Source organism: Janthinobacterium sp. 67 (assembly GCF_002797895.1).
Classification (GTDB): Bacteria; Pseudomonadota; Gammaproteobacteria; order Burkholderiales; family Burkholderiaceae_D; genus Janthinobacterium.
This window is the reverse complement of record NZ_PGES01000001.1, coordinates 1,004,614-1,028,410: the sequence shown is the minus strand read 5'-3', so window position 1 is coordinate 1,028,410 and position 23,797 is coordinate 1,004,614. Positions and strand designations below refer to the sequence as shown.

At 66.6% G+C, this 23,797-nt stretch carries 17 protein-coding genes; 13 read left to right on the top strand and 4 right to left on the bottom strand.

Features of this window, described 5'->3' with window-relative positions; translation table 11 throughout:
- Positions 1 to 144: 144 nt before the first annotated feature.
- Together CLU90_RS04505 and CLU90_RS04500 are read right to left on the bottom strand one after the other, a co-directional pair.
- A complete protein-coding gene (locus tag CLU90_RS04505; RefSeq protein WP_232731070.1) occupies positions 145 to 1,368 on the bottom strand; it encodes an SDR family oxidoreductase in 1,224 nt (407 codons plus the stop codon).
- The gene (locus CLU90_RS04500; protein ID WP_100427297.1) at positions 1,368 to 2,675 is read right to left on the bottom strand and encodes a nucleotide sugar dehydrogenase; all 1,308 of its coding nucleotides are present in this window, start codon (positions 2,673 to 2,675) and stop codon (positions 1,368 to 1,370) included. The genes CLU90_RS04505 and CLU90_RS04500 overlap by 1 nt, the downstream gene beginning before the upstream one ends.
- Positions 2,676 to 2,916: 241 nt before the next feature.
- Between CLU90_RS04500 and prsT the strand changes: the two genes are divergently transcribed.
- Genes prsT through CLU90_RS04485 form a run of 3 tightly spaced genes read left to right on the top strand, consistent with a single transcriptional unit; the run spans position 2,917 to position 8,936 of the window.
- The gene (gene prsT, locus CLU90_RS04495) at positions 2,917 to 5,700 is read left to right on the top strand and encodes an XrtA/PEP-CTERM system TPR-repeat protein PrsT (protein WP_100427296.1); all 2,784 of its coding nucleotides are present in this window, start codon (positions 2,917 to 2,919) and stop codon (positions 5,698 to 5,700) included.
- A gap of 3 nt (positions 5,701 to 5,703) precedes the next feature.
- Positions 5,704 to 8,169, top strand: a complete 2,466-nt coding sequence (locus CLU90_RS04490) for a hypothetical protein (RefSeq protein WP_100427295.1) — start codon at positions 5,704 to 5,706, stop codon at positions 8,167 to 8,169.
- Entirely contained in the window at positions 8,166 to 8,936 is a 771-nt protein-coding gene (locus tag CLU90_RS04485) for a S1 family peptidase (RefSeq protein WP_092707962.1), read from the top strand. Before CLU90_RS04490 ends, CLU90_RS04485 begins: the two co-directional genes overlap by 4 nt.
- Before the next feature lie 4 nt (positions 8,937 to 8,940).
- On the opposite strand, the gene CLU90_RS04480 is transcribed toward CLU90_RS04485, so the two are convergent.
- Positions 8,941 to 9,687, bottom strand: coding sequence for an N-acyl amino acid synthase FeeM domain-containing protein (locus CLU90_RS04480; protein ID WP_092707959.1), 747 nt, complete (start codon positions 9,685 to 9,687; stop codon positions 8,941 to 8,943).
- 200 nt (positions 9,688 to 9,887) lie between these two features.
- Positions 9,888 to 10,511, bottom strand: coding sequence for an XrtA/PEP-CTERM system exopolysaccharide export protein (locus CLU90_RS04475; RefSeq protein WP_092707955.1), 624 nt, complete (start codon positions 10,509 to 10,511; stop codon positions 9,888 to 9,890).
- 255 nt (positions 10,512 to 10,766) lie between these two features.
- Here CLU90_RS04475 and CLU90_RS04470 point away from each other — a divergent pair, with 255 nt between their 5' ends.
- Genes CLU90_RS04470 through CLU90_RS04425 form a run of 10 tightly spaced genes read left to right on the top strand, consistent with a single transcriptional unit; the run spans position 10,767 to position 23,796 of the window.
- Positions 10,767 to 12,296, top strand: a complete 1,530-nt coding sequence (locus tag CLU90_RS04470) for an XrtA system polysaccharide chain length determinant (protein ID WP_092707952.1) — start codon at positions 10,767 to 10,769, stop codon at positions 12,294 to 12,296.
- 18 nt (positions 12,297 to 12,314) lie between these two features.
- Positions 12,315 to 13,148 (top strand): XrtA-associated tyrosine autokinase, encoded by an 834-nt coding sequence (locus CLU90_RS04465; RefSeq protein ID WP_092707949.1) that lies wholly within the window; start codon positions 12,315 to 12,317, stop codon positions 13,146 to 13,148.
- Positions 13,132 to 14,661, top strand: a complete 1,530-nt coding sequence (locus CLU90_RS04460; protein WP_100427294.1) for a TIGR03016 family PEP-CTERM system-associated outer membrane protein — start codon at positions 13,132 to 13,134, stop codon at positions 14,659 to 14,661. The genes CLU90_RS04465 and CLU90_RS04460 overlap by 17 nt, the downstream gene beginning before the upstream one ends.
- 12 nt (positions 14,662 to 14,673) lie before the next feature.
- Positions 14,674 to 15,834 carry a non-hydrolyzing UDP-N-acetylglucosamine 2-epimerase gene (gene wecB, locus CLU90_RS04455; protein ID WP_100427293.1) on the top strand — a complete coding sequence of 387 codons (1,161 nt, stop codon included), beginning with the start codon at positions 14,674 to 14,676 and terminating at the stop codon, positions 15,832 to 15,834.
- Positions 15,831 to 16,682, top strand: coding sequence for an XrtA system polysaccharide deacetylase (locus CLU90_RS04450; RefSeq protein WP_100427292.1), 852 nt, complete (start codon positions 15,831 to 15,833; stop codon positions 16,680 to 16,682). The genes wecB and CLU90_RS04450 overlap by 4 nt, the downstream gene beginning before the upstream one ends.
- Positions 16,682 to 17,761, top strand: a complete 1,080-nt coding sequence (locus CLU90_RS04445; RefSeq protein ID WP_100429374.1) for a FemAB family XrtA/PEP-CTERM system-associated protein — start codon at positions 16,682 to 16,684, stop codon at positions 17,759 to 17,761. Before CLU90_RS04450 ends, CLU90_RS04445 begins: the two co-directional genes overlap by 1 nt.
- A gap of 14 nt (positions 17,762 to 17,775) precedes the next feature.
- The gene (locus tag CLU90_RS04440; protein WP_100427291.1) at positions 17,776 to 19,065 is read left to right on the top strand and encodes a TIGR03087 family PEP-CTERM/XrtA system glycosyltransferase; all 1,290 of its coding nucleotides are present in this window, start codon (positions 17,776 to 17,778) and stop codon (positions 19,063 to 19,065) included.
- Positions 19,062 to 20,642 (top strand): exosortase A, encoded by a 1,581-nt coding sequence (gene xrtA / locus CLU90_RS04435; protein WP_100427290.1) that lies wholly within the window; start codon positions 19,062 to 19,064, stop codon positions 20,640 to 20,642. Before CLU90_RS04440 ends, xrtA begins: the two co-directional genes overlap by 4 nt.
- On the top strand, positions 20,632 to 21,834 hold the full coding sequence (locus tag CLU90_RS04430) for a TIGR03088 family PEP-CTERM/XrtA system glycosyltransferase (RefSeq protein WP_100427289.1): 1,203 nt from the start codon (positions 20,632 to 20,634) through the stop codon (positions 21,832 to 21,834). The genes xrtA and CLU90_RS04430 overlap by 11 nt, the downstream gene beginning before the upstream one ends.
- A gap of 9 nt (positions 21,835 to 21,843) precedes the next feature.
- Positions 21,844 to 23,796, top strand: a complete 1,953-nt coding sequence (locus tag CLU90_RS04425; protein WP_100427288.1) for an XrtA/PEP-CTERM system amidotransferase — start codon at positions 21,844 to 21,846, stop codon at positions 23,794 to 23,796.
- Position 23,797: the final 1 nt, after the last annotated feature.

Here is a 23,797-nt window from a genome sequence, read left to right as displayed (position 1 = left end):
ACGGCGCCCGCCAGGAGTCTTGGGGCAAATGTACGGCGTCTGTGCCTGGCCGCGGGTGCGTGTATCGGGCTCGAGCGTGCATATGTGGCACGACAGTGGTTCACTGCCAGTCACAGGCCAGTGTCAGGCCAGTCACAGCCGGTCTCAGGCCCGGCCAGCCTGCGCCACGTACCAGGCGATGGTCTGTCGCAAGCCTTGCGCCAGGGTGTGCGTGGGAGCGTAACCGAGCAGGCGGGCCGCCTTGGCGATGTCCGCCTGGGAATGGCGCACGTCGCCGGCGCGGAACTCGCCATAGCGCGGCGCGAGCGGCACGTGCTGCGGGCGGGCCGCAAGCAGCATCTGTTGCATGGTGGCGTGCAACTCGGTCAGGCTGGTGCGGGCGTTGACGGCCACGTTGTAGACCTGGTTCACGGCTGCCGGGTCGGTGCCGGTGGCGGCGAGGATATTGGCTTGCACGGCATTGTGCACGAAGCAAAAGTCACGGCTGGTGGCGCCGTCGCCATGGATATGCACGGCCTCGTTGTCCAGCATGGCGGCGATCCAGCGGGGAATGACGGCCGCGTAGGCGCCCAGCGGATCCTGGCGCGGGCCGAAGACATTGAAGTAGCGCAGTCCCACCGTCTGCATGGCGTAGCAGCGCGCGTACACTTGCGCGTACAGTTCATTGACATATTTGCTCAAGGCATACGGCGAAAGGGGTGCGCCGATGTGCTGTTCCACTTTTGGCAAGGCCGGATGGTCGCCATACGTGGCGCTCGAGGCCGCATACACGAAGCGCTGCACGCCCGCCGCGCGCGCGGCGGCCAGCATGTTCAGGAAGCCGCTGACATTGACGGCATGGCACAGCAAGGGGTCTTCCAGCGAGCGCGAGACGGAACCGAGCGCCGCCTGGTGCAGCACGAAGTCGACGGCGACGGGCCCGCCCGGATAGTCACGGCCGCCGCGCTCGGCCAGGCTGCCCCCGCTCCCCCCGCCACCATCGGCAGCGTCCGCCTTGCCGTCTGCCTCACCACCTCCCACGCTGGCGGCCTGCGCCGGCGCGCCGCACGCGCGCGCGCACGCTTGCGGGTCGCGGATATCGCCTTCGATGAAGGTGAAGCGGCGCCACGCCTGCTCCCCCACGCCGGCGCGCACCTGTTCCAGGTTGTGGCGGTGGCCCGTCATGAAATTATCGAGGCCGCGCACTTCCTGCCCCAGGTTCAGCAAGGTTTCCAGCAGGTGCGAACCGATGAAGCCGGCCACGCCCGTCACCAGCCAGCGGCGCGGCGTTTGCGCCAGCTGCGCGCAGGCTTGCGCGTAGGCGCCGGAAGCGGGGCCGCCAACGGAGTGCGCCATGCTGGCCGCCCGCTCGAAGGTATCGGCCGCCATCACAGCCGCCACACGTGCAAGCCGCCGTCTTCCAGCGGACGGGCGTCGAAATGCGACTTGATGTCGATGAAGCAGCCGTTTTCCAGCACCTTGGCCTGAAAGTCGGCCAGCGGGCGGGCCAGCAGGGCCTGGTGCGAGACGGCGCTGATGATGGCTTCGGCCTGCGGCAGCTGCTCCCAGCTTTCCAAGGTTAGACCATATTCTTCCAACGCTTCGCGGCCATCGGCGACGGGGTCGTGCACGTGCACCTGCACGCCGTACGATTGCAGTTCGTGGATCATGTCGACCACTTTCGAGTTGCGCAGGTCCGGGCAATTTTCCTTGAAGGTCAGGCCCAGCACGTTGACATGCGAACCCTTCAGTTTGAAGCCGGCGCGCACCATTTCCTTGATCGTCTTTTCCGCCACGAACTTGGCCATGCCGTCATTGATGCGGCGCCCGGCCAGGATCACGTGCGGGTGGTAGCCCAGCATTTCCGCCTTGTGCGTCAAATAGTAGGGGTCGACGCCGATGCAGTGCCCACCCACCAGCCCGGGCCGGAATGGCAGGAAATTCCATTTCGTGCCCGCCGCCTGCAGCACTTCGAGGGTGTCGATGCCGATGCGGTCGAAGATGATGGCCAGTTCATTCATCAGCGCGATGTTCAGGTCGCGCTGCGTGTTTTCGATCACCTTGGCCGCCTCGGCCACCTTGATGCTCGACGCCCGGTGCACGCCAGCCTCGACCACGCCTTCGTACAGGGCGGCCACCTGGTCCAGGGTGGCGTCGTCGTCGCCCGACACCACCTTGCGGATGCTGTGCAAGGTATGGTCTTTGTCGCCGGGGTTGATGCGCTCGGGCGAAAAGCCCACATGGAAGTCTTCCTTCCAGCGCAAGCCCGACTGCTGCTCGAGGATGGGAATGCAGATCTCTTCGGTCGCGCCCGGATACACGGTGGACTCGTAGATGACGATGGCGCCGCGCCGCATGTGGCGGCCGACCGCCGCGCTGGCGCCGGCCAGGGCCGAAAAATCGGGATTGTGCGCGCTGTCGACGGGCGTGGGTACGGCCACGACGATGAAATCGGCCAGTTGCAACTCGGCCGGGTCGCAGCCGACGCTCAGCCATTGCGCCGCGCGCAGCTGTTCCGTACTCACTTCGCCCGTCGGGTCGACATGGCGCCGGTAGCTTTCCACCTTGCGTGCCGACAAATCAAAGCCGATCGTGCGCTGGCGCATGCCGAACGCCACGGCCAGCTGCAGGCCCACGTAACCGAGCCCGACCACCGCCACTACACTGCCCATCTTGCTATCCGCCTTGTTATCCATATGCATGTGCTCCGAATGGTTGCGGCCCGAGCATCGCCGTCCGGGAAATTCTACGGTTGCCGGTTTGACCATTCTTGAGCGGGAACAAGAAACACGGGGCGGCGGCCAGCATGCACGCGGACAATCGGCGGCTTGTTGAGCGCAATCAAGGAGAGCGGCGGCCATCTTTTTAAGCTAGACCATGCCCATCGCCCATCGCGAATCGGCTCATCGTCCACGCACGCCGCTACCGGAGACTTCCATGGCCCGTTCCCTGCCCCGCCCTTTCCCCAGCCTGCCGGCCGCCGCGCTGTGCTGCACCCTGCTGCTGCCCCTGCTGACGGCTTGCCACGGCACGCAGAGCAGCGAGACCCTGCTGGCCGACGCGCAGCAATACCGGCAGAAAGGCGAGGCGCGGGCCGCCATCATCCAGTTGAAGAACCTGCTGCAAAAGGAGCCGGACAACGCGGCCGCGCGCTTGCTGCTGGGCAGCATCTATATCGACACGGGCGAGGCCTTGTCGGCCGAAAAGGAATTGCGCAGGGCAAAGTCGCTGGGCCTGGCGCCGCAGCAGGTGATGCCCTTGCTGGGCAAGACGTGGCTGATGCTGGGCCAGTTCGACAAGGTCCTGGCCGAGATCACCGACGATGCGGCGCAGCCCGCCAGCGTGCTGGCCTTGCGCGGCGACGCCCTGCTGGCGCTGGGCCGCCGGGACGAGGCGCGCGCCCTGTACGCGCGCCTGCTCGAAGCCCATCCGGACCAGGTCGATGCCTTGCTGGGCCTGGCGCGCCTGGCGGCGCTGGACCAGCAGGTGCCGGCGGCCGAACTGCTGCTGGCGCAAGCCTTGAAAAGCGCGCCCGCCAGCCTCGACGCCTTGCGCCTGCAGGGCGACCTGCTGCGCCTGCAAGGCAAGAACGCGGCGGCGCGGCTCGCCTACATGCAGATACTCAAGATAAAACCGGACAATACCCAGGCCCATATCGACCTGGCCAACCTCGATATCGTGGAAAACCGCTATCTGGAAGCGGGCGCGCAGCTGGCCACGGCGCGCAAGACGGCGCCCAACAGCCTGGGCTTGCTGCAAGCTCAGGCCCTGCTCGATTTTCGCCAGGGCAAGAACAAGGCGGCCTTGCAAGCCTTGCAACTGGTGCTCAAGGCGGCGCCCGACCACATGCCGTCCATCCTGCTGGCCGGCGCCGTGCAACTGGCGCTCGGCTCGCCGGCCCAGGCGGAAAACTACCTGCGGCGCTTCCTCGCCGTGTATCCCAGACACTTGTATGCCGTCAAGATGATGGCGTCGATCGAATTGATGCGTGGCAATACCGACGCGGCCATCGACTTGCTGCAACCGATGCTGGCCGCCTTTCCGGAAGACGTGGAATTGCTGTCACTGGCCGGTGAAGCGAACTTGCGCGCACGCCGCTACGACAAGGCGACCGCGTATTTCGAACAGGCCAGCACCCTGGCGCCGGACACGGCCAAACTGCACGCGGCCCTGGGCATCAGCCGGCTGGGCATGGGCGAGAACAGCCGCGCCATCAATGAGCTGGAACGCGCCACCATGCTCGACAAGAGCACGCCGCAGGCGGGCACCATGCTGGTGATGACCTTGCTGCGCAACAAGCAGAACGACAAGGCCCTGGCCAGCGTCAAGATGATGGAAGAGCAGCAGAAAGGCACGAATCCCTTGCTGCTGAACCTGAAAGGCGGCGTCTACCTGGCCTTGCGCGACTTGCCGGCCGCGCGCGCCAGTTTCGAGCAAGCTTTGGGCATGGACCCCGTCTATTTACCCGCCCTGAACAACCTCGCGCAGATCGACCTGGCCGAGAAAAAGCCGGAGCAGGCGAAACAGCGCTTCGAAAAGGCGCTGGCGAAGGCGCCGAAAAATGCCGACCTGTGCGCCGCGCTGGCCAAGCTGGCCGCGTCGCAGGGGAAGACGGACGAGGCGGGCCGCTGGCTCGAACGGGCCCACCGCGACAATCCGGACGCCGTCGCGCCGGCCCTGCTGCTCAGTAACTTTTACCTGAAGACGGGCGCGCCCGACAAGGCGCTGGAACTGGCGCGCACCTTGCAAACGGGCCATCCGGGCGACGCCGATGCGCTGGCACTGCGCGCGCAGGTGGAATACAGCGCGGGCCAGGCGCAGGCCGCGCTCGACAGCTACAACAAGCTGGCCAGCCTGCAAACGACGTCCGCGCCCTTGCAGATGCGCATCGCCAGCCTGCATCTGGCCTTGGGCGACCATCATAATGCGCTGCAAGCCGTCAAGCGGGCGCAAGTGCTTGACCCATCGCTGCTCGAAGCGCGCGTGGTCGAAGTGGCGATGCTGCTGAATCTGAACCGGCAACGCGAGGCCCTGGCCGTGGCGCGGCAAGTGCAGGAACAGCAGCCCAAGCTGGCGGCCGGCTACAAGCTCGAGGGCGACGTGCTGATGGAGCAAAAGCAGCCGCAGCAAGCCGTCAAGCTGTACCAGCACGCCTTCGGCATCAGCCCCATCGGCCCCTTGCAGGTGCAGCTGTACCGCGCCTTGCAGGCGTCCGGGCAGGAGCGCGAAGCCGATGCGCGCATGGCCACCTGGCTGAAGGCGCATCCGGAAGACTTGCCGACGCGCACCTACCTGGCAGGCACCCGGCTGGCGGCCAAACAGTACCGTGCCGCCATCGAGCATTTCCAGTATGTTGTTGCCAAGGACACAGACAACGTGGTGGCGCTGAACGACCTGGCCTGGGCGTATCAGCAGGAAAAAGATCCGCGCGCGCAGGCCACGGCCGAGCAGGCACTGAAGCTGGCGCCCGGCAATCCCGCCGTGCTCGACACCCTGGGCTGGATCGTGCTGCAACAAGGCGACGTCAAGCGCGCCACGGCGCTGCTGCGCAAGGCGGCGGAACTGGCGCCTAAGTCGCCTGAAGTGCAGTACCACCTGGGCGCGGCGCTGGCAAAATCGGGCGACAAGGGGGGCGCGCGCAAGCAACTGGAACAACTGCTGGCCGCCAACAAGGATTTTCCACAGCGGGCCGAGGCGCAAGCCTTGCTGACCCAGCTGTAAGCCATGGCTGTGCACGCTGCCATGCCCGGCCTGGCAGCGCGGCCGCTGGCCTTGCTGGCGGGCGCGGCCTGCGTGCTGGCCTTGCGCCATTATCCGCTGGGCCACGGCTGGCCCGGCCTGTTGTTTGCCGCCCTGCTGCCCGCCTACTTCCTGCTGCTGTGCTGGCGTCCCGCCAGCTGGCTGTTTTGCGTGCCCGCCCTGCTGCCCGTGCTGGACCTGGCGCCATGGACGGGCTGGTTCTTCCTCGAAGAAATCGACGTGCTGCTGTTGCTGACGGTGGCCTGCGGCTATTGGCGTTTGGGCGGCGTCGCCCAACCGGCAGCGGCGCGGCTTTCGCCCGCCGCCCGCGCCTGTCTGCTGCTGTGCAGCCTGGCCTGGCTGGCGGCACTGCTGCGCGGCCTGCTGCCGCTGGCGCCCCTGGACGTGAATGCCTGGGATAATTATCTGAGCCCCTACAACAGCTTGCGGCTGGGCAAGGCCTGGGCCTGGAGCATGCTGCTGTTGCCGCTGCTGCTGCGCGACGCGGACACTGCCGCCTTGCGCCGCTACGCGCTGCCGGGCATGCTGGCCGGGCTGGCCATGGTGTCGCTGTTCGCCCTGTGGGAACGGGCCGTGTTTCCCGGCCTGTCGAACTTGTCGAGCGACTACCGCATCACGGCGCCGTTTTCCGCCATGCACACGGGTGGTGCCGCGCTGGACGGCTACCTGGCCCTGAGCCTGCCGTTTGCGGCACTGTGGCTGGCGCGCGCCAGCAGCCGCTGGCAGGCGGTGCTGGCCATGCTGCTGCTGGCCCTGGCCCTGCACGCGGCATTCACCACCTTTTCACGGGGCTTGTACGCGGCCCTGGCGGCGGCCATGCTGCTGGCATTCTGGCAATCGCTGAGGACGGCGCCCGGTGCGGCAAGGCCCCCGTCCGGCCGGCCGCCCCTGCGCAAAATCTTGCTGAGGCTGCTGCTGGCCGGCGCAGGCACCATCCTGCTCGTGTACATGTTCAGCCTGGCCGGCTACCGGGGCTTGCTTGCCGCCGTCGTGCTGCTCGCGGCCAGTTTCGTGCTGGCGGCGCGGCCCTTGCCGTGGCGCCTGGCTCCGGCCAGCCTGCTGTGCGCGCTGTGTCTGCAGGGCTTGCTGGCCGCCTGGTGGCCGGAACCTGCCGGCCAGCAAACGGCCGGCTGGCTGAAAGGCCCGTACTTCCTGTTCCTGCTGGCCGCCGTGATGCTGGTGGCCGCGCTATGGCCGGGCGGCGGCAAGACTGACAAAGGAGCGGCCAGGCTGGGGCTGGCGATGATGGCGTGGACCATGCTGGCATGCAATCTCGCCTGGATAGGCTGGCACTGGGCCGGTCCTGCGGCCCTGCCGCCGGCCGGCCTGGTCGTGCTGCTAGCCATGCTGATGCTGTGCAACGGACGCTTGCGCCCACCGCTATGGCGGCTGGACCGCGCCAGCCTCAGCATCGCGGGCGCGGCCGGCATCCTGTTGCTGCTGGCCATACCCGTGTCGGCCAGCTATTACGCCACCGAACGCTTCGCCACCACGGCCTTCGACATGCAAGGCCGCTTGCGCCATTGGCGGCAAGCGCTGGCCATGCAACCGCCGGACTGGGGCGACCGCCTGTTCGGCATGGGCATAGGCAGCTTTCCCGCCACGTATTACTGGCACAATCCCCAGCGCGAGGTGCCGGCCAGCATCGCGTACGCCGAGGCAGGAGGAAACCGGTATGTGCGCCTGGCCAGTCCCGGCTACAGCGCCGGCTATGGCGAACTGCTGCGGCTGCTGCAACGGCTGCCCGTGCAGCCGTCCACGCGCTACACCCTGGCGCTCGGCGTGCGGCGAGCGGGACCCATGCCCGTGCTGCTGGCGCGCCTGTGCCAGCGGCAACTGCTGTATGCCCAGGGCTGCGTGAATGTCCCGCTGCGCCTGCGCCCGCCGCCGCCTGGCAACCCGCCGGAGGGATGGCAGCACTATGAAGTACCGTTCGACAGCGCCTGGCTGGGTGCGGGTGCCTGGCTGCTGCGTCCGCCCGTGCAGCTGGAACTGGCGGCCAGCGGCACGGCCACGTCGTCCGTGCTCGACGTCGATAATCTGAGCTTGCGCGCACCCGGCGGCGAGGAATTGATCGCCAACGGGGGCTTTACGCAAGCCAATAATTACTGGTTTTTCAGCAGCGACCACCATCACTTGCCATGGCACGTCAAGAGCATGGCCCTGCATTTGCTGATAGAAACGGGCTGGTGCGGTGCCTTGTCGATGCTGGCCCTGCTGGTACTGGCCGGTATGCGTCTGCTGCGCCAGGCCGCGCGCGGCGATTCCGGCGCGCTGGCCTGCGCCGCCGCCCTGCTGGGTTTTCTCGTCGTCGGCCTGTTCGACAGCCTGCTCGACGTACCGCGCATCGCCCTGCTGTGCTATCTGATGCTGCTGCGCGCGCTGTTGCAGCCCGTGCCACCTCCTACCGTTGAAAGTGCGCCGCCATGAAATTCTTGTCCTCCGCCCTGCTGTCCTGCCTGGCCCTGCTCCTGGCTGGCGCGCCGTGCCACGCCGACGATACCTTGGCGCAAGTCATCGCACGCGTCAAACCGTCGATCGTCGGCGTGGGCAGCCTGCAAAAGACACGCACGCCGCCCATGAATTTCATCGGCACGGGCTTCGTGGCGGGCGATGGCTTGAGCGTGCTCACTTGCGCCCATGTGATACAGAAACTGATCGATGCCAATCCGAACGAAGTCATCGGCATACTCACGGGCCAGGGCGAGGCCGCGCAATTTCGTCCTGCCAAGGTCCAGGCGGTCGACACGGAACACGACCTGGCCCTGCTGCGCCTGGCGGGCGCGCCGCTACCCGCCCTGGCGCTGGGCGACGCGGCCACGGTGCGCGAAGGCCAGGCCATGGCGTTTACGGGGTTTCCGCTGGGTACCTTGCTCGGTTTGCACCACGTGACCCACCGCGCCACCGTGTCATCGCTGACACCGGTGGTCATGCCCAGCGAAAACGCGCAGCGTCTCGACGTGCGGCGCCTGGCGCAGCTGCAAAAGGCGCCGTACACCGTGTTCCAGCTGGACGCGACGGCGTATCCGGGCAGCAGCGGCAGCCCCTTGTTCGATCCCGAGACCGGTCTCGTCTACGGCATCGTCAACATGGTGTACGTCAAGGGCCTCAAAGAGGCGGCCATCAGCGCGCCCAGCGGCATCACTTACGCGATTCCGGGCAGCCACATGCAGGCGATCTTGCTGAAAAATAAATGAATAATCAGTTGCGCCCCTGCCTCAGCCTGTCGGTAATACCGGGCTCATCCCATGTAGGAAAAAAAAAGGGGTAAAACGACCGTTCACCCCCATGCTGTTCCATCAGGCCACCGTATTTGCGGATCTGGGCCCCCATGTAATCGAGGTCCAGTCGCAGCAGCACGGCCGGCGCCCCCACGCGGGTGCACTCGCGCTCGCCGCCGAAATCCTGGAAACCCAGCATGCGCTTGTAAAACACCACATGGCGCGGGTTGACTTCGATTACGTAATCCGTAAAGCCGTGAATATTGTGGGCATAGATATAAGAGATATGAATCAGCGCCGCAAACACGCGCTTGCTCACGCCCTTGTCGATGGCCAGGCGCGACGGTTCGCACAGGCGCCGGCCCTGCTCGCGCAGGACGTCGAGCTTGTCGCGGAAGTTTTCATCGGCGGGCAAGCCCGTCTCGTCATTGTCGAGGCACAAGGTCATGGTGCCGACGGTGGTGCCCGCCGTTTCCGCAAACAGCGTGATTTTATTCAGCGCGTGCGCCGTGGCGGGATCGACGGCATAACCGCGCCAGCCGTACATCTTGCGGATCAGCAAGCTGGCCGCTTCGCGCCGGCCACGCGAATTGGCCATGCGGATATGAAAGCGCTGCAGGTCGAGCTCGTGCTCCATGGCCGGGTCGATCTGCCCCTCGCCCACCACCAGGTCGCTGAAACTGCCTGGCGTGTCGAAGGAAATAATAGGTTCATCTTCAAAGCTCATCGTGTCCTCACGTTCATCGGCCGCCGTTGAGACGGACTGAAGCCAATGCCTTGTGACAAGACGAGAACTGAAGAAGTTCCCACCAACAGTCAAAAAAACAGAAGAAATTCGCCTTTAGATGGCAAAATTACACGTTGAAATTTGCTTGCAAGTACAAAATGACAAATATAAATTGCATTTTGATATTGCCGAGACCGCTGTTAAAAAAAGCTTTCCGGTATCAATAACACGTCGCCCGGCCGCATCATGACGTTGGCGGAAATATCGCCGTCTTTCAACAGATCGTTGAGGCGCACGCGCAGCTGCTGCTGGTTGCCTTCGCGCATGCGGATGATGCTGGCCTTGTTGCCTGCCGCGAAATCGGTAATGCCGCCCACCGCGATCAGCACGTCCATCAGCGACATGCCCTGCCGGTACGGCAACGCCTGCGGCTTGGCAGCTTCGCCGATCACCCGGATCTGCTCGCCATACGGCCCCGAGAAATTGGTAACGATGACGGTCACCACGGGTTGCTGGATGAACTTGCTCAAGGCTTGCTCGATGTCGCGCGCCAGCTGGGTCGACGTCTTGCCGCTGGCGGGCAAATCCTCGACCAGCGGCGTGGTGATCTTGCCATCGGGCCGCACGGCTACCGTCAGCGACACTTCGGGATTGCGCCAGACGATGATGTTGACGGAGTCGCCCGGCCCGATCATGTAGTCGTGCATGGGGGCGCTGTCGTCGGACGGAGCCAGCGGAAGGGAGGTGCGGCAGGCACCCAGCAGGCTGGCAGCGGCTGCCAGGCCCAGCGTATTGCAGAAAAATGCACGGCGAAACGGATTCATGCGGAGCCTCTTCGAGTCGGTGGCGCATCCATGGCCGGCCCCGCAGAACCAGCCTGGGCCGCGAACTTCCTATGATTATTAAAACGCGGCAAGGGAACCTTGAGGCGTATCAAGAAGCAATCATCTTGGGAAATCTTGCTCCGCAGCCGCCCTATACTTTGCTTACTCAACAAGCAAGTATTTCTTGCAAGACGCCGTCGTTGTCCGCGCCGCCAGCCCATCTACCGTGCAGCATCGTCACCTGAAGGAAGCGACATGGAAGAATTGATACAGCAACTGCTTTCCAGCCTGAAAGGCATCTGGAAATACCGCTGGCATGCGGTGCTGGTGGCGTGGCTGGTGGCCATCGTCGGCTTCATCAAGGTGATCACCCTGCCCGACGACTTCCAGACGTCGGCGCGCGTGTTTGTCGATACGCAAACCATCCTCAAGCCGCTGATGGCCGGCATGACCAGCGTGCCGAACACGGAACAGCAGGTGGCCATCATGAGCCGCACCCTGCTCAGCCGCCCCAACGTGGAGCGGGTCATGCGCATGGTCGACCTCGACCTGGACTCGAAGACCGTGCGCGAGCACGAGGCCCAGCTGGACGAATTGATGAGCCGCATCAAGATCACCGGCACCAACGCCTATGACATCTACACCATCAGCTACAGCGGGCGCGATCCCAAGCTGGTGCGCGACGTCGTGCAAAGCCTGCTGACCATCTTTGTCGAAGGCAGTTTCCAGGGCAAGAAGGGCGATTCGCAGAAGGCCGTGCAATTCATCGACGAGCAGATCAAGAATTACGAAGACAAGCTGAGCGCGGCGGAAAACCTGGTGAAGGAATTCAAGATCCGCAACAACCTGCTGCTGCCGCGCCAGGGCATCGACTACGGCAGCCAGCTGCTGATGTCGTCCGACAGCCTGAACAATGCCAAGCTGGAACTGGTCGAGGCCGAACAGGCGCGCAAGGCCATCCAGAGCCAGATCGAGGGCGACGAACCCGTGCTCGACATGGAGCCGAACGCGGCCTCCATCACGAATCCCGAGCTTGACGAGCGCATCGCGTCGATCAACAAAAACCTCGACAGCCTGCGCATGCAATATACGGAATTGCATCCCGACATCATCGCCTCGAAGCGCCTGGTGGCCCAGCTGGAAGAACGCAAGATCGAGGAAAGCAAGCTGAAGACGGCGTCCGGCGACCCGGGCAAGAACTACAGCCCCATGCTGCAGCAGCTGAAGGTGGCGCTGACGGATGCGGACGCCAAGGTGGCCGCCATCCGCGCCCGCGTGCAGGAATACAACGCGCGCAACGAACGCCTGCTGGCCCAAAGCAACGCCGTGCCCGAGGTGGAATCGCAGCTGGCGCAGCTGAACCGCGACTACATCATCAACAAGGAAAACTATGAAAAGCTGATCGGACGGCGCGAAGCGGCCAAGCTGTCGGGCGAACTCAGTTCCACCACCGAGATGATGGCCTTCAAGATCATCGACCCGCCCACGGTGCAATATGCGCCCGTCGGCCCGAACCGCCCGCTGCTGTTTTCCGCGGCGCTGGGTGCGGCCCTGGTGGCCGGCGTCGCCACGGCCTTGCTCATCAGCCAGGTGCGCCCCACCTTCCTCAGCCCCGCCGAACTGCGCGACGCCACGGGCTTGAACGTGCTGGGCACGGTATCGATGAACTGGACGCCGCTGCAGCAGGTGCGCCGCCGCCGCGCCCGTTACGGCTTCGGCGCCTGCCTGGGCAGCCTGTTCGTGCTGTACGGCGGGGTCATGACGGCCGCGCTGCTGAAATTCTAGATCCACCAAGGAGCGACGATGAACAGCATGGACAGCGGCAAGCAGGAACCTACCATCCTCGGCGTGGCCGAGACCAGTGTGCCTTATGGAGTGGACGGTGCGGATGGTACGGACGCGACCCGCTCGCCCCAGTATCGTCCCCTGAACCTGGCCCGGCTGAGCGAGCAAGGCATGCTCACGCACGATGGCGGGCGCAGCGCCGTGGCCGAGGATTTCCGCATCATCAAGCGCCCGCTGCTGCGCCAGGCGCGCGCCAGCGGCAGCGACGCCATCCGCCACGGCAACCTGATCGTCGTCACCAGCGCCATGCCCGGCGAAGGCAAGACCTACTGCGCCATCAACCTGGCCATGAGCATCGCCATGGAACTGGATATCACGGTGCTGCTCGTCGATGCGGACGTGGCGCGCCCGTCTGTGCTGAAGGTGCTGGGCTTGCCGCCGGAGCCGGGCCTGATGGACGTGCTGCTCGACCCGCAACTGGCCATGGCGGACGTGATCCTGAAAACCAACGTGGCCAACCTGAGCATCCTGCCCGCCGGGCGCAGCAACAAGCACGCGACGGAATTGCTGGCCAGCCGGGCCATGAGCCGGCTGCTGGCCGAAATCGCCAGCCGCTACAGCGACCGCATCGTCGTCTTCGATTCGCCGCCCCTCTTGATCACGAGCGAAGCGCACGCGCTGGTGGGACAGATGGGACAAGTGGTGATGGTGGTCGAGGCGGAAACGACGACCCAGCACGCCGTCAAGGAAGCGCTGCGCCAGATCGAGTCCTGCGAACACATTCATTTGATCTACAACAAGACCAGATCATTCCCCGGCAACGACTACTACGGCTATGGCCATTACGACTAGCCGCCGCAGGCCGCTGCCGCTGCTGCCGCTGCTGTCCCTGCTGCTGCCCCTGCCGGCCGGCGCCGTCGACTGGCTCGTGAAACCGTCGCTGCGATTGCGCGAAAGCTACACGGACAATGGCTTGCGCGCGCCGTCCGGCCAGGCGCAGTCCGACTTCATCACGGAAATCGCGCCCGCCATCGCCCTCATCGGCACGGGCCCCCGCCTGCGCGTGCACCTCGATTACAGCTGGCACAAATACCTGTCGGGACAGCGCGCCGACACGGACAACCACGAGCTGCGCGCCTCGGCCGACGCCGAACTGGTCAAGGACTGGTTCTTCATCGATGCCAACGCCAGCGTGAGCCGGCGCAACATCTCGCCATTCGGCCCCCAATTGATCGACGACCTGCCCGGCACGGACAATGTGAGCACCGTGCGCACCACGAGCATCAGCCCCTATTTGCGCCACCGTTTTCGCGGCCTGGCCACGGGCGAGCTGCGCTACACGCGCAACACGGTCGACAGCGGCGGCCAATTATTGTCCGTGCACAGCGACGAAATGGAATTGCTGCTCAGCGGCGAGCCGCGCGGCAACGGCTGGACGTGGAACGCCAGCCACGACGTACGCCGCACCCAGGACAGCAAGCTCGCGCCCGTGCGCATGCAGCGCAGCAGCGTGGGCCTGCGCTATCCGTTCAACAGCAGATGGTCGGCCACGGCCAGCGGCGGCATGGAAAAGGAAGGTTATATCTCTACCAGCGGCAAGGCGCCGGAAGGCCGCTTCTGGTCGCTGGGCGGCGTATGGACGCCATCGCCGCGCACCAGCGTCGCCTTCAGCACGGGCAAGCGCTTTTTTGGCAACACCTACAGCCTGGACGCCACTTTCCTGCAGCGCCATACCAACTGGCAACTCAATTACAGCGAAAACATCACCACCATGCCGACCCAGTTTTCGCGCCTGGGCGACCCCGACGCGGCCAGGCTGCTTGATCAATTGTGGCGTGGCATCTTCCCCAACGCGCGCGACCGGCGCCTGCGCATCGATGCCTTCCTGCGCTACGCCAACAACCTGGGGCCGGAACGGGGCGCCCTCAATTATTTCAGCCACCGCTATTTCCTGCAAAAGCAGCTGAAGCTGACGGTGGCGCGCGCGACGGCGAAAAGCACGATGATCGCCGGTATCTCGGCCGTCGACCGCACGGCGCAAACGGCCAGCGGCGTCGACAGCGGCTTGCTGCCCGGCGTGGAATTCGGCAGCGAAGACCGCACGCGCCAGATCGGCGCCAACGTGGGCTGGAGCTGGCAAGCCAGCTCGCGCACCAGCGTGAACGTCAATGCCGGCTACGCGGGCGTGCGCTCGCTGAGCGCGCCCCGGCGCGACAACAACATCACCGTGACGGCCGGCTACACGCGCATCCTGCAGCCGAACATGACGGCCACCATCGACGTGCGGCACACGCGGCACGCCAGCAACCGCGGCGGCGACTACCGGGAAAACGGCGTCAGCGCCACGCTCAACATGCGATTCTAAGGAGGCCGCAGCATGTCCGACCGCTCTCTAGCGCCTGCCGCGCCGGCGCACCTGCTGTGCGTGGTGGCCGCGCGCCCGAACCTGATGAAGATGGCGCCCATCCTGACCGCCCTGGCCCGCCAGACGCCTTCCGTGCGGGTGACTTTATTGCATACCGGCCAACACTACGACACGGCCATGAATGGCCAGCTGTTTGCGGACCTGGACATGCGTCCGCCCGACATCTGCCTCGACGTGGGCTCCGGCAACCACGCGCTGCAGACGGCCGACATCATGCGCCGCTTCGACGCCGTGCTCGACGGGCACCCGCCGCTGGCGCCCGATGGCGTACTGGTGGTGGGCGACGTCAATTCCACCCTCGCCTGCGCGCTGGTGGCGGCCAAGCGGGACATTCCCGTGATCCACGTCGAGGCGGGATTGCGCAGCGGCGACCGGCGCATGCCCGAGGAAATCAACCGCGTGCTGACGGATCAATTATCCAGCCTGCTGCTGACCAGCGAGGAAGGCGCGCGCGCCAACCTGCTGCGCGAAGGCATCGCCCCGGAACGCATCCATTTCACGGGCAACGTCATGATCGACAGCCTGCGGCGGCAGCTGCCGCGCGCGGTACAACCCGCCGCCACCCTGCGCGCCCACGGCCACGCCTGCCCGCCCGCGTATGGCCTGTTGACCTTGCACCGGCCGTCGAACGTGGATGCGCCGGCGCAACTGGAAGCGCTGCTGCAGGCGCTGGGGCAGCTGTCAGCCCGGTTGCCGCTGCTGTTTCCCATCCACCCGCGCACCCTGGCCAGCTTGCGCCTGGCAGGCCTGGAAGCGCTGCTGGCGCGGCATGCCATCGTCCGCCTGCCGCCGCTGGGCTACCTGGAAATGCTGGGCCTGATGCAGGACGCGCGCCTGGTGCTGACGGATTCGGGCGGCATCCAGGAAGAAAGCACGGCCTTGGGCGTGCCTTGCTTGACCTTGCGCGACAATACGGAGCGGCCCGTCACGGTCAGCGACGGCACGAACACCCTCGCGGGCACGGACCCGGCCGCCATCCTGGCGCTGGCGGGTGTCATCCTCGACACGGGTGGCAAGCGGGGCCGCATTCCGCCCCTGTGGGATGGCTGCGCGGCCGAGCGCATCGCCGCCGTCGTCGCGCCCTGGCTGGCGGCGCGCCGGAGCGCGCCATGACGCCGCCGGTGATTTTGCGCAACGCGCTCACCATCGACGTGGAAGATTACTTTCAGGTGTCCGCCTTCGCGCCGCACATCGCCCGCGCCGACTGGCCCCGCCTGGAATGCCGGGTCGAGGCGAATATCGAGCGCATCCTGCTGCTGCTCGACAGCAGGCGCATTCACGCCACCTTTTTTACCCTGGGCTGGATCGCCGAGCGTTATCCGGCCATGCTGCGCCGCGTGGCCGACGCCGGACACGAGGTGGCCAGCCACGGCTACGCGCACCTGCGCGCCAGCGAGCAGTCCGCCGCGCAGTTCGCCGACGACGTGCGCCGCAGCAAGACCATCCTCGAGCAAATAACGGGGCTGGCCGTGCGCGGCTACCGGGCGCCCAGCTTTTCCATCGGCGCGGCCAACCTGTGGGCTTTCGACGAGCTGCAGGAAGCGGGCTACGGCTACAGTTCCAGCATCTACCCGATCCGCCACGACCATTACGGCATGCCCGATGCTCCCCGCTTCGCCTGGCGCCCGCGCGGGCCGCACGGCGTGCTGGAATTGCCCGTCAGCACCGTGCGCCTGCGCGGGCGCAACCTGCCGGCCGGCGGCGGCGGTTATTTCAGGCTGATGCCGTATGCACTGTCGCGCTGGCTTTTGCGACGCATCAATTCGCGCGACGGGCAAGCTGGCATATTCTATTTTCATCCTTGGGAACTCGACCCCGGCCAGCCGCGCCCGCCCGGCCTCGACGCCAGGACGCGCTTTCGCCACTACCTGAACCTGGGGCGCATGGAAGCGCGACTGGGGCGCCTGACGCGCGACTTTTCCTGGGACCGCATGGACCGTATTTTTCTGGAAAGCACATGATGCACGAGGCCCGCCTTGCTCCCGACCCGGCACCATCGAGCGCCGCCATCGCCGTGCGGTCCCTGCAGGGGAACGAACATGCGCGCTGGGACGCCTTTGTCGACACGTGCCCTGATGCGACCTTCTTTCACCGGGCCGGCTGGCAAACCATCATGGAGCAAGGTTTTCACCACGACAGCCATTTCCTGTACGCGGAACAGGATGGACACATTGCCGGCGTGCTGCCGCTGGCCCATCTGCGCAGCCGCATGTTCGGCTCCGCCCTCGTCTCGCTGCCGTTTTGCGTGTACGGCGGCATCGCCTGCGGCAGTTCTTCCGTCCGCCAGGCGCTCGACAGCGCCGCGCTGGCGCTGGCCAGGCGCCTCGGCGTGGGGCACCTGGAATACCGCTGGCGCGAACTGCCGGAAGATGCAGACTCATCCTGGCTGCACAAACCCCTGTACGCGACCTTCCGCCGTCCCCTGCATCCGGATGCCGAGCAGAACCTGCTGGCCATTCCCCGCAAGCAGCGCGCCGTCGTGCGCAAGGCCATGGCGGCTGGCTTGCACAGCGCCATCGATTATGACCTCAAGCATTTTTACCCGATCTATGCGGCCAGCGTGCACCGGCTGGGCACGCCCGTCTTCGCGCGCCGCCATTTTGCCCTGCTGCGCACGGTTTTCGGCAAGGCTTGCGAGATCCTCACCGTGTATCACGGCCAGCAGGCGCAAGCGAGCGTGCTGCTGTTCTATTTCCGCGACGAAGTGCTGCCATATTACGGCGGCGGCAGCGTGCTGGCCCGCAGCACGGGCGCCAACGACTTCATGTACTGGGAAGCGATGCGCCGCGCCTGCGCGCGCGGCTACCGCCTGTTCGATTTCGGCCGCAGCAAGCTGGGCACGGGGGCCTACGACTTCAAGAAGAATTGGGGCTTTACGCCGCAGCCGCTGCCGTATGTCTACCAACTCGTGCGCGCCAAGGCCTTGCCGGAGGTCAATCCATTGAATCCGAAATACGCGCTATTCATCCGCGCCTGGCGCCGCCTGCCGCTGCCGCTGGCCAACCTGCTGGGGCCGCATATCGTGCGGCAACTGGGCTAAGCAAGGAACCCACCATGCGCGAACTGCTCTTCCTCGCCCACCGCCTGCCGTATCCGCCCAACAAGGGCGACAAGATACGTTCGTGGCACATGTTGCAATACCTGAGCCGGCATTTCCGTGTCCACCTGGGCTGCTTCATCGACGATGACGACGACTGGCAACACACGAAAACCGTGGCCGCCCTGTGCGCCAGCACGCGCTTCATCGACTTGCAGCGGGGACCGGCCCGCTGGCGCGCCGCGCAGGCGTTGCTGTCGCGCCAGGCCATGAGCGTGCACTACTACCGCGACGCGCGCCTGCTGCAATGGGTCGAAGGTTTGCTGTCCAACGGCAAGTTGCGCCATGCGCTGGCTTTTTCCGGCCCCATGGCGCAATACATCGACGGCAGCGCGGGGCGCCATCTGCACCGCGTGATCGATTTCGTCGACGTCGATTCCGACAAATGGCGCCAGTATGGCGACAGCAAACCGTGGCCCATGTCGCTGCTGTACCGGCGCGAAGCGCAGCTGCTGTTGCAGTACGAACGCCATATCGCCCAGCAATTCACGGCCGCCAGCTTCGTCTCGCCGGCCGAGGCGGCCCTGTTCCGCCAGTGCGCCCCGATGGCCCGGCGCAAGACGGGATTTTTCAATAACGGCGTCGACACGGACTATTTCGCGCCCATGCCGGCGCAGAGCACAATCTATCCACCCGGGGCGCAGGCGCTCGTGTTTACGGGCGCCATGGATTACTGGCCGAATGTCGACGCCGTGCAATGGTTCGTGCGCCACGTCTGGCCCGCCCTGCGACGCCAGTTTCCCCAGTTGCAGTTTTATATCGTCGGCAGCGCGCCCGTGCCCGCCGTGACGGCCTTGGCCAGGGTGGCGGGCGTGGTGGTGACGGGCAAGGTGCCCGACATCCGCCCCTACCTGGCCGGCGCGGCCTTGGCCGTGGCCCCCCTGCGCATCGCCCGCGGCGTGCAGAACAAGGTGCTGGAAGCGATGGCGATGGGCAAGATCGTACTGGCCACGCCGCAGGCGCTCGAAGGCATCGCGGCCCAGCCGGGCCTGGAACTGCTGCTGGCGCGCGACGACGCCGAATTCATCCACCATGCGGCGCGCGTGCTGCGCAATGCCCAGGGCGGCGCGGCCGAAGGCAACGGCACGGCCATGGGCGCGGCGGCACGCCAGCTGGTCTTGCTGGATTACGACTGGGAGCGCAACCTGCGCGGCCTGGGCGCCATGCTGGGCTTGCCTGCCGAGGCGGAGGCGCCCGCCGGCGGTATCGCCGCACCGTTGCAGCCCGTGCGGGAGCCATCCACATGAGCGTACAGCTCGACCAGGTGGCCCGCTTGCCGGACGCGGCACTCCTGCCGCACGGTCATCACCGGCGCCACGCCGCGCTGGTGGCGCTGCTGCTGGCCCTGGCTGCCGTCGTGCTGCTGTACCACGCCACTTTCTGGTCGATGGTGGAACTGTGGGCCCGCTCGCAGACGTTCGCGCACGGTTTCCTGATCGTGCCCATCAGTTGTTGGCTGGCCTGGCGCCAGCGTGCCCGACTGGCCGCGCTGGCGCCCCAGCCCGTGCGGACGGGCTTGCTGCTGCTGGGCGCCCTGGGCCTGGCCTGGCTGCTGGCCGACGCCGCCAACGTGCCCGTGGTGGAACAATATGCGGCCACGGCCATGCTGCCCGCCTGCGTGCTGGCCATCCTCGGCTGGCCGGCCGTGCGCCTGCTGGCCTTTCCGCTGGCCTACCTGTTTCTCGCCGTGCCGTTCGGCGAAGTTTTCATCGAACCGCTGATCGACTTCACGGCCGCCTTCACGGTGACCGCGCTGCAATGGTCGGGCGTGCCCGTGTTTCGCGATGGCAGCAATTTTTCGCTACCCACCGGCAACTGGTCGGTGGTGGAAGCGTGCAGCGGCTTGCGCTACCTGATCGCCGCGCTGGCCCTGGGCGCCCTGTTCGCCCATGTCAACTGCCACAGCACGCGGCGGCGCCTGGCCGTCATGGCCGCCGCCCTGCTCGTGCCCATCCTGGCCAATGGCGTACGCGCCTATTTGATCGTGATGCTGGGCCACCTGAGCGACATGCGCCTGGCCGTCGGTGTCGACCACCTGATCTATGGCTGGCTGTTCTTCGGCCTGGTGGCGCTGCTGCTGTTCTGGCTGGCCGCGCGCTGGCGCGAATTGCCGCTGACGCGCGCCGTGCCGGCAGCTCACCCCGTACGCCTGAGCGCCGGCGCGGCCAGCCCGCGCGCCGTCGTGCGCGCCGGCGTCGCCTGCCTGCTGCTGGCGGCCCTGTGGCCGGCACTGGCGCTGGCCAGCCAGCGCGACGACGGCGCCACGCTGCCCGCCGTGGTGCTGGCCTTGCCAGATCCGCCCGCCTGGCATCGCCTGCACGATATTCCACCTGCCTGGCAAGCGCCGTATGCAGGTAATCCCGCGCGGTTTTCCGCCGCGTATGCGCGCCAGGATGGCGACGGCGCGCCCGTGGGCCTGCAGCTGCGCTGGTATGCACGCCAGGGGCGCGACGCCGAGCTGCTGACGCACCAGGCCTTGCCGTACGGCCCGCGCTGGATGCCGCTGGCGCAACGCGTGCGGCAGGTCAACCTGGCCGGCGGCGCGCTGGCCGTGCGCGAAAGCGTGCTGGCGCATGGCGGCGAACGCCTGCTCGTGTGGCGCGTCTATCGCCAAGGCGGCATCGTCACGGCCAGGCCCGTGCTGGTGAAACTGCTGCTGGCGCAAGCCAAGCTGCTGGGCCGGCGCCAGGATGGCGCCGACATCATCGTCTTTGCCGCCTACGACGAGCTGGCGCCGCCGCCGCGCGCGCGCCTGCAAGCGTTCCTGCAGGCGGCGCTGCCCGTCATCGAACAACGCTTGCAGGAGTTGCCGCATGGCCCTTGACCTCGATACCGGCGACACGCAAGCGGCCGGCGCCGCCCCGCTGATCGTGCACGTGATCCACCAGCTCGACGTGGGCGGGCTGGAAAATGGCTTGATCAACCTGATCAACCATTTGCCGCCGGAACGCTACCGGCACGCCATCGTCTGCATGAAGAACGCCACCGCGTTTCGCCAGCGCCTGACCACGCCCGGTGTCGATGTCATCAGCCTGGACAAGCGCGAAGGCAAGGACTGGCGCCACTATCTGCACCTGTACCGCATATTGAAACAGCTGCGGCCAGCCCTCGTGCACACGCGCAACCTGGGCTGCCTCGAGGCGCAATTGCTGGCCTGCCTGGCCGGCGTGCGCCTGCGCGTGCATGGCGAACACGGGCGTGACATGAGCGATTTGCACGGCACCCGCCGCAAATACCGGCTGCTGCGCAAGCTGATGCTGCCGCTGGTGCAGCACTTCATCGCCGTCAGCGCCGACCTGGGACTGTGGCTGGTGGACGCCATCGGCGCGGCGCCCGGGCAAGTGTCGCACATCGGCAACGGCGTCGACAGCGTGCAATTCCACCCGCGCCTGGGCCCGCCGGCCGCCGTGGGGCCGCCCGGCTTCCTGTGCAACGGCGCCTTCGTCATCGGCAGCGTGGGCCGCATGGCCCCCGTCAAGGACCATGCCTCGCTGGTGCGGGCATTTTTGCTGTTGCTGGCGCAGCCGGGCGCCCGCGCGCGCCTGCGCCTGATCATCGTCGGCGACGGGCCGTGCCGCCAGGCCTGCCTGGAACTGCTGCAGCAGGCCGGCGTGGCGCACCTCGCCTGGCTGCCCGGCGCGCGCGACGACGTGGCGCAACTGCTGCGCGCCATGGACCTGTTCGTGCTGCCCTCGCTGGCCGAAGGCAGTTCGAACACCATCCTCGAAGCGATGGCGACGGGCCTGCCCATCGTCGCCACCCAGGTGGGCGGCAATGCGGAACTGGTGCAGTCGGGCTGGAGCGGCACCCTGGTGCCGCCCGGTTCGCCCGAGATGCTGGCCGACGCCATGCTCGACTATTACAGCATGCCCGAACTGGGTCCGCGCCACGGCGCGCGCGGGCGGCGCCAGGTGCTGGCCGAGCACAGCCTGCCCGCCATGGCCGGCGCCTACCTGGCCGTGTACGACCGCCTGACGGGCGCGCGCCAGCCCTCTTCCCTGTCCACCTATCCATAAAGGCCTCCCATGTGCGGCATCAGCGGCATCTTTGATTTGCAGGGCCAGCGCGACATCGACGTGCTGCTGCTGGCGCGCATGAACCACAGCCTGCGCCACCGGGGGCCGGACGAAGGCGGCTTGCACCGCGAACCGGGCCTCGGCCTGGCGCACCGGCGCCTGTCCGTCATCGACCTGGCCAGCGGCCAGCAGCCGCTGTTCAACGCCGACCGCAGCATCGCCATCGTCTTCAACGGCGAAATCTACAATTACCGCAACCTGATGGCCGAACTGCGCCAGTTCGGCCATCAGTTCCGCACCAGCAGCGACACGGAAGTCATCGTCCACGCGTGGGAACAATGGGGAGAGCAATGCGTGCAGCGCCTGCGCGGCATGTTCGCCTTCGCCCTGTGGGACCGCCGGCGCCACCTGCTGTTCCTCGCGCGCGACCGCCTCGGCGTCAAACCGCTGTACTACGGCGAGGCGCAGGACGGCACCCTGCTGTTTGGCTCCGAACTGAAAGCCCTGCTCGCGCATCCGTCCATGCCGCGCGCGCTCGACCCGCTGGCCGTGGAAGAATACTTCGCCTACGGCTACGTGCCCGAACCGCGCAGCATCTTCCAGCACGCGCGCAAGCTGCCGCCCGGGCATACGCTCTCGATCCGCGCGGGCCAGCCCCTGCCAGCGCCGAAATCGTACTGGGATATTCCGTTCGCGCCGAATCCCCCCGCCAGCGAGGCGCAGGCGGCCGACGAACTGCTGGCGCGCCTGCGCGAAGCCGTGCGCATCCGCATGGTGGCCGAAGTGCCGCTCGGGGCATTCCTGTCCGGCGGCGTCGATTCGAGCGCCGTCGTGGCGCTGATGGCAGGCGCCAGCAGCACGCCCGTCAATACCTGCTCCATCTCGTTCGGCGACCCGGCCTACAACGAGGCGCGCTACGCCGACCTCGTGGCGCGCCGCTACGGCACGGCACACCACGCGCGCCAGGTCGAGCAGGACGACTTCGAACTGATCGACCTGCTGGCCAACCTGTACGACGAACCGTTCGCCGACAGTTCCGCCATGCCCACCTACCGCGTCTGCCAGCTGGCGCGCCAGCGGGTCACGGTGGCCCTGTCGGGCGACGGCGGCGATGAAAGCCTGGCCGGTTACCGGCGCTACCGCCTGCACACGCGCGAGGAAAAAGTGCGCAAGGCGATGGACCCGCTGCTGCCGGCCGGCTTGCGCCAGTCGCTGTTCGGCACCCTGGGGCGGCTGTATCCGAAGGCCGACTGGGCGCCCCGCTTCCTGCGCGCCAAGACCACCTTCGAAGGCCTGGCGCGCGATACGACGGACGCGTATTTTCACGGCGTCAGCCTGCTGGGCGACGCCATGCGCGCACGTTTGTTCAGCCCCGAACTGCGGCGCAGCCTGCAAGGCTACCGCGCCGTGGAAGTGCTGCGCCTCCACGCGCTGGCCAGCCCCGCGCAGGATCCGCTGTCGCAGGTGCAGTACCTGGACCTGAAAACCTACCTGCCCGGCGACATCCTGACGAAAGTCGACCGGGCCAGCATGGCGCATGCGCTGGAAGTACGCTCGCCCCTGCTCGACCATGAACTGGTGGCGTGGATGTCGGGCTTGCCGCCGCAGTTCAAGCTGCGGCGCGGCGAAGGCAAATACCTGCTGAAAAAAGCCCTGCGCCCGCTGCTGCCCGATACCCTGCTGTACCGCCAGAAGATGGGTTTTTCCGTCCCGCTGGCCGACTGGCTGCGCGGCCCGCTGCGCCAGCGCCTGCAACAGCGGCTGCTGGGCCCCACCCTGGCGCAATGCGGCCTGTTCGACATGGATTACGTGCGCCTGCTGCTCGATCAGCATGCGAGCGGCCGGCGCGACTACAGCGCGCCTCTGTGGTCGCTGCTGATGTTCGAAGCGTTTTTGCGCCAGGTGCTGCCCGTCGATGGCCGCCAGGCGCCGGTGCCCGCGCCAGCCATGGCCATGGAGTGAA

Bases quoted from the DNA above. Each gene is read 5' to 3' on its own strand.
- CLU90_RS04480 (WP_092707959.1), bottom strand. From the start codon at position 9,687: ATGAGCTTTGAAGATGAACCTATTATTTCCTTCGACACGCCAGGCAGT.
- CLU90_RS04470 (WP_092707952.1), top strand. From the start codon at position 10,767: ATGGAAGAATTGATACAGCAACTGCTTTCCAGCCTGAAAGGCATCTGG.
- wecB (WP_100427293.1), top strand. From the start codon at position 14,674: ATGTCCGACCGCTCTCTAGCGCCTGCCGCGCCGGCGCACCTGCTGTGC.
- CLU90_RS04445 (WP_100429374.1), top strand. From the start codon at position 16,682: ATGCACGAGGCCCGCCTTGCTCCCGACCCGGCACCATCGAGCGCCGCC.
- CLU90_RS04440 (WP_100427291.1), top strand. From the start codon at position 17,776: ATGCGCGAACTGCTCTTCCTCGCCCACCGCCTGCCGTATCCGCCCAAC.
- CLU90_RS04425 (WP_100427288.1), top strand. From the start codon at position 21,844: ATGTGCGGCATCAGCGGCATCTTTGATTTGCAGGGCCAGCGCGACATC.
- prsT (WP_100427296.1), top strand. From the start codon at position 2,917: ATGGCCCGTTCCCTGCCCCGCCCTTTCCCCAGCCTGCCGGCCGCCGCG.
- CLU90_RS04490 (WP_100427295.1), top strand. From the start codon at position 5,704: ATGGCTGTGCACGCTGCCATGCCCGGCCTGGCAGCGCGGCCGCTGGCC.
- CLU90_RS04450 (WP_100427292.1), top strand. From the start codon at position 15,831: ATGACGCCGCCGGTGATTTTGCGCAACGCGCTCACCATCGACGTGGAA.
- CLU90_RS04485 (WP_092707962.1), top strand. From the start codon at position 8,166: ATGAAATTCTTGTCCTCCGCCCTGCTGTCCTGCCTGGCCCTGCTCCTG.
- CLU90_RS04475 (WP_092707955.1), bottom strand. From the start codon at position 10,511: ATGAATCCGTTTCGCCGTGCATTTTTCTGCAATACGCTGGGCCTGGCA.
- CLU90_RS04430 (WP_100427289.1), top strand. From the start codon at position 20,632: ATGGCCCTTGACCTCGATACCGGCGACACGCAAGCGGCCGGCGCCGCC.
- CLU90_RS04460 (WP_100427294.1), top strand. From the start codon at position 13,132: ATGGCCATTACGACTAGCCGCCGCAGGCCGCTGCCGCTGCTGCCGCTG.
- CLU90_RS04505 (WP_232731070.1), bottom strand. From the start codon at position 1,368: ATGGCGGCCGATACCTTCGAGCGGGCGGCCAGCATGGCGCACTCCGTT.
- CLU90_RS04500 (WP_100427297.1), bottom strand. From the start codon at position 2,675: ATGGATAACAAGGCGGATAGCAAGATGGGCAGTGTAGTGGCGGTGGTC.
- xrtA (WP_100427290.1), top strand. From the start codon at position 19,062: ATGAGCGTACAGCTCGACCAGGTGGCCCGCTTGCCGGACGCGGCACTC.
- CLU90_RS04465 (WP_092707949.1), top strand. From the start codon at position 12,315: ATGAACAGCATGGACAGCGGCAAGCAGGAACCTACCATCCTCGGCGTG.